Source organism: Microcystis sp. M_QC_C_20170808_M3Col, from assembly GCF_007095505.1.
In the GTDB taxonomy this organism is placed as follows: Bacteria; Cyanobacteriota; Cyanobacteriia; order Cyanobacteriales; family Microcystaceae; genus Microcystis.
In genome coordinates this window covers 1-3,928 of the sequence record NZ_SFBY01000200.1, presented here as the reverse complement: position 1 = coordinate 3,928, position 3,928 = coordinate 1, and the positions used below count along the sequence as shown (strand labels likewise).

The 3,928-nt window shown below is 42.0% G+C and carries 3 protein-coding genes; all 3 read right to left on the bottom strand.

Going from position 1 to position 3,928, the window contains the following annotated elements; genetic code table 11:
* Positions 1-749 precede the first annotated feature (749 nt).
* On the bottom strand, positions 750-1,145 hold the full coding sequence (locus EWV84_RS08875; protein ID WP_287077711.1) for a hypothetical protein: 396 nt from the start codon (positions 1,143-1,145) through the stop codon (positions 750-752).
* A gap of 41 nt (positions 1,146-1,186) precedes the next feature.
* Positions 1,187-1,450 (bottom strand): thermonuclease family protein, encoded by a 264-nt coding sequence (locus tag EWV84_RS08870; RefSeq protein WP_353737606.1) that lies wholly within the window; start codon positions 1,448-1,450, stop codon positions 1,187-1,189.
* 139 nt (positions 1,451-1,589) lie between these two features.
* Positions 1,590-3,770, bottom strand: coding sequence for an MFS transporter (locus tag EWV84_RS08865; RefSeq protein ID WP_287077710.1), 2,181 nt, complete (start codon positions 3,768-3,770; stop codon positions 1,590-1,592).
* Positions 3,771-3,928 lie beyond the last annotated feature (158 nt).

Genomic DNA, 3,928 nt, shown 5'->3' with positions numbered 1-3,928 from the left:
AGAGAAGATGCAAGGGTTTTGAGTAATTTTAGCAGATTCAGGGGCACCTGAGCGACTCTCAATCAAGCTAAAAGCCCTTTCCTGTAAGGTTTTTAGCTTTATTCAGCAGACCCTATTTATAACTATGAGTTATACTAAATCTGGTTATTAAAAACTGATTATTTATTTTCCCCTTTGCATGAGTGCCTCTTGCCTTTTGCCTCTCCTCATAACTAGCCTATACTCAACGGATTTAGTATTAGGGATAGGTATAGCAACTTCTTAAAAGTTGCCAAACATTAATCAAGTCAAGGATAATTTATTCTCAATTTTTATAATTGAGATAGTTTGTGCCGCTTAAATAAAGAGGTTTTGATAACCAAATTAAAGCAGCTCTAAAGAGTTTTGAGTTAAAAGTAAAACTTCAGGTTTTCATTCAGAGCAAATGTACTAGTTAACTAATTTTACCCCAAAAATTAGTTAACAGACCATTATAACATATATAGCGGTTCTCACATCTGTGTGGCACACTTTAACCTTTGCTGATTAAGCTTTTCAGGATTGAGAATGTACCTCTTGTCAACAGGAAACGCTATAATTAATTTGCAAGAGTTCTAGTAATCAGTCATCAGTCATCAGTCAACAGTCGTTAGCGATCAGTCATCAGCGATCAGCGATCAGCATTCAGCTATCAACTTGTTATTTCTTGGGTTATGGCCATTGAAGCTAGAACAGCTTCAATGGTTAAGATTCTAGAAATCGTTTGTTCCCTAGCTAAAACTCGCATTAACCTGATAAGAGATCAAATCTCCCTCGACAAAGAAACTGAGGCCGTAGCGACCTGGTGTTAAATTCAAGGATAATCGAGCGCCGTATTCAACCGAACCGACAACGGTGGCGACACCCTTACTATCGAATCGGACTAACTCGGTGATCACCTTGGGGTCGGTGGCGAGTTCCAGACGAAGGTTACGGGAAGTCCTGAATCTGAGTCTGTCCACACTATCCCAAACGCCGAGGCAATTAGTTTCCCCTAAGTGTCCGTCAACGCCGAAACTTTTTCCTGTCCTCGCGGTTCCCAGATCGATCGCCCCGCCCCATTCTCGACTCAGATCGCGTCTGGCATAAATCTCGCCGTCCATTCCAGTAATGATGTCTCTGTTCATAATTTACCTCTCGGAATTTCTCTATCTCTACAGATAAAAAACTACCGATTCCGTCGTCGCCATTCCCAGGGTGGCATCGGGTTTCCCCCGAAAATTCCCTTTCGTTTCGAGCGAGCCTCGGTAAAAGCTTTCTCGATTTCGTTCCATTGTGGACAGTCAGCCTTGAATGGATCGTAAGCCCAAACCATACCGTCCTTAACCTGCTGAAGTTGAACTAGCTGACCGTTGGCGTACACCTCGGCCACGGTGCGCCCGAAGCGATCTGGCGAAGCCAGCGCTCCGCTCCCGGTATCGATAGCATTGATAGTGACTTGGTTATTTGCCCGGTTGAGGAGCGATCGCAGTTATAAAAACCTCAAAAAGTGATCGCAGATCAGTTGAAGGTCAAAAAAAAGCGATCGCAGATTAAATTATTGGGGATAAAGCGCAACCGTAGGAAGCTGGCTATTTCTCATTGGTTGATTTTTGAGATGGGTCTTCAAATCCCCATTTTTTCCACTCCTCCTCAATTTGCTTGCCAATTTGCTTGCCAATTTCCTCCTTAATTCCGCACCATCCGTTTTTAATATTTTGTTTTTGCTTTTTCGTTAGTGTCCAAGACAGAGGTGGTTTATATTCACCATTTTTACCATTCTTTGGAAAAAAGATAGGACAATATGCGATCTTTACCTGATTTTCCCATCGCTGTTGAAGAAGTTCTACTTCAGTAGAAACTCGAGACAACTGGGTGGTATCACGGACGCTGAATAAGGTCAGTAAGGGACCTATTATCGCCTGAAACCAGCCTCCCTCAATATTAGATTTCGAGGGAGTAGATTCAGGAAAAGCATTGATCTGTAACAAAAGAACTCGTTTAATGTTAAGTCCTTTCTGGGGGTCTAGCCATTCATTGAGCCATTCCACCATCGTCACCACACCAGAATTATCGAAATAGCCACCATCGGCAATATGATAATTCCCTTGTGGATTTTCACCAACATAGCGAGAAATAGGCGAGACATAAGAAAAAGTTGCTGAGAGTCTTGCGGCTGTGACAATATCCATGTCTTTACCCGGATAAAGAGTATTAAAATCCACAACGTTAACGTTTTTGTCCTTACATTCTTCCTCAAAAGTCATCGGTGAAATTAGAAACCGACGGCCATCTTCAACTAGAGTCGCATTGAAAATAGGAATGGGAATTTCACCCTTATTTATCTGTTTTTTCCAGTCAGATAAATGTTGCTTGTTTTTTGGACATTTTAACTCTCCTTGCCAATCTGTCTCTATTACTTTTCCGCGATCGCACATTTTGGGAGCGAGAAAAGGAAGCCCAATAATGCGCCATAAATCAGGATAAGCTAATCCCCAACCTACCGCATCCAAACTATCTTCAGTAGCACTCTTAAAGATATTTTCAAACTCCTTAGACTCAGGATATCCTTTGTCGGGATCGGGATCAAAGCGATCGAGATAATACATCGTTCCAACTGAACCACCTGAAACAGAGCTAATAAAACCAATTGCCCTGGTAAACGACTCACCTAACATTTCTTGTAATCCCGTCAGGACTTGAACTGTCCAGCCTGCGGCTTGAATGCCGCCCCCACTCGCACAGACAACTACTAAAGTCTTTCCTTGATATTCTTCTTTTCCTTTGTCTTGATGTTCGAGTCGTTTTTCTATTGCTGTTTTAAAATCATTGGGATCATGATTGTTTGCCTCATTTAAGTTTAATTCAAAAAAGTGATCCACCTTAAACAGCGCATACATCAAAGCAACAATAACCACAAAGAGCAGAAAGACAGGAACGCGATAGTAATCGAAATAGAAGGTTAAGCTTCCAGACAAGGGTGCTATCATCATGATGATTAGCATCACATACATTAGGGCGGCCGCTTCTTTTTTCTTATCGGATGGTTCAGATTGTGGCTGAAATATCAAACCAATGATGCCATAGACGATGAAGGCAACTATAAAAAAAGCGATGTTACTCAGATGACCTTCAAGGAATTGCTGTGGTTTTGGCTGTGTTCCTAGAATATAGCCTTCAGTTTTATGTCTGGTAATGAATTCAACGAAACTAATGAGTAACTTATTGTTAGCAAAGTTAGTAAATATCCAGGTTTTCGTCTGAATCACTGCAAACAACAGCCCCAAACTCAAGAACACGCTGAAAATCACTGCTTGGATGGGATTCTTTTCTTTAATTTCCTCTTTTGAAAGCTTATAAGAGGTGACGCAGATCGGTAAACTCAAAGCGATCGCCAACCCATATTGCCAGATGTCAGAAATTTCGAGCCATGGTGATAGTCCAAAACGATCTGGCGCACCTTTGAGAAGCATATAGGCATTGATAATGACCCCTATTGCCGCCATGTTTGCACTGACAATCACAGAGGTCAGTTGCCACGGACCACGAAGAACAAATAAATTTCTCAGCATGGCTGGTAGCAATAAGGTAGCTATTAGAGGGAGTGCCACCAGCAGTAAACCCCAGAGAATAGGCGCACGCAAGAAAAAAAGATATTTCCAGAAAGAATCAGGAATGTGCCACCAAACCACTACAGCGATCGCAATTATGCCGATGCCGATGATGATCTGTCGAATGTAGTTTAGTTTCTGTTTTGAATTCGTAGTGTTCATGATTTTGTCCTATTTTCAAAGTGTTAACTAGGCGATAGAGTTGACATCCTCACCGCCGTAAACGGACGGTGATTCCCAAACCTCACGATTTGGGTTTCTGCTTCTTTCCCTTGCGGGGTTCCGCACCTGCCTTAACAGATTTACTCTGTTCTGGTCTT

Coding starts and splice junctions, on each gene's coding strand:
- EWV84_RS08875 (WP_287077711.1), bottom strand. CDS start 1,145: ATGAACAGAGACATCATTACTGGAATGGACGGCGAGATTTATGCCAGA.
- EWV84_RS08865 (WP_287077710.1), bottom strand. CDS start 3,770: ATGAACACTACGAATTCAAAACAGAAACTAAACTACATTCGACAGATC.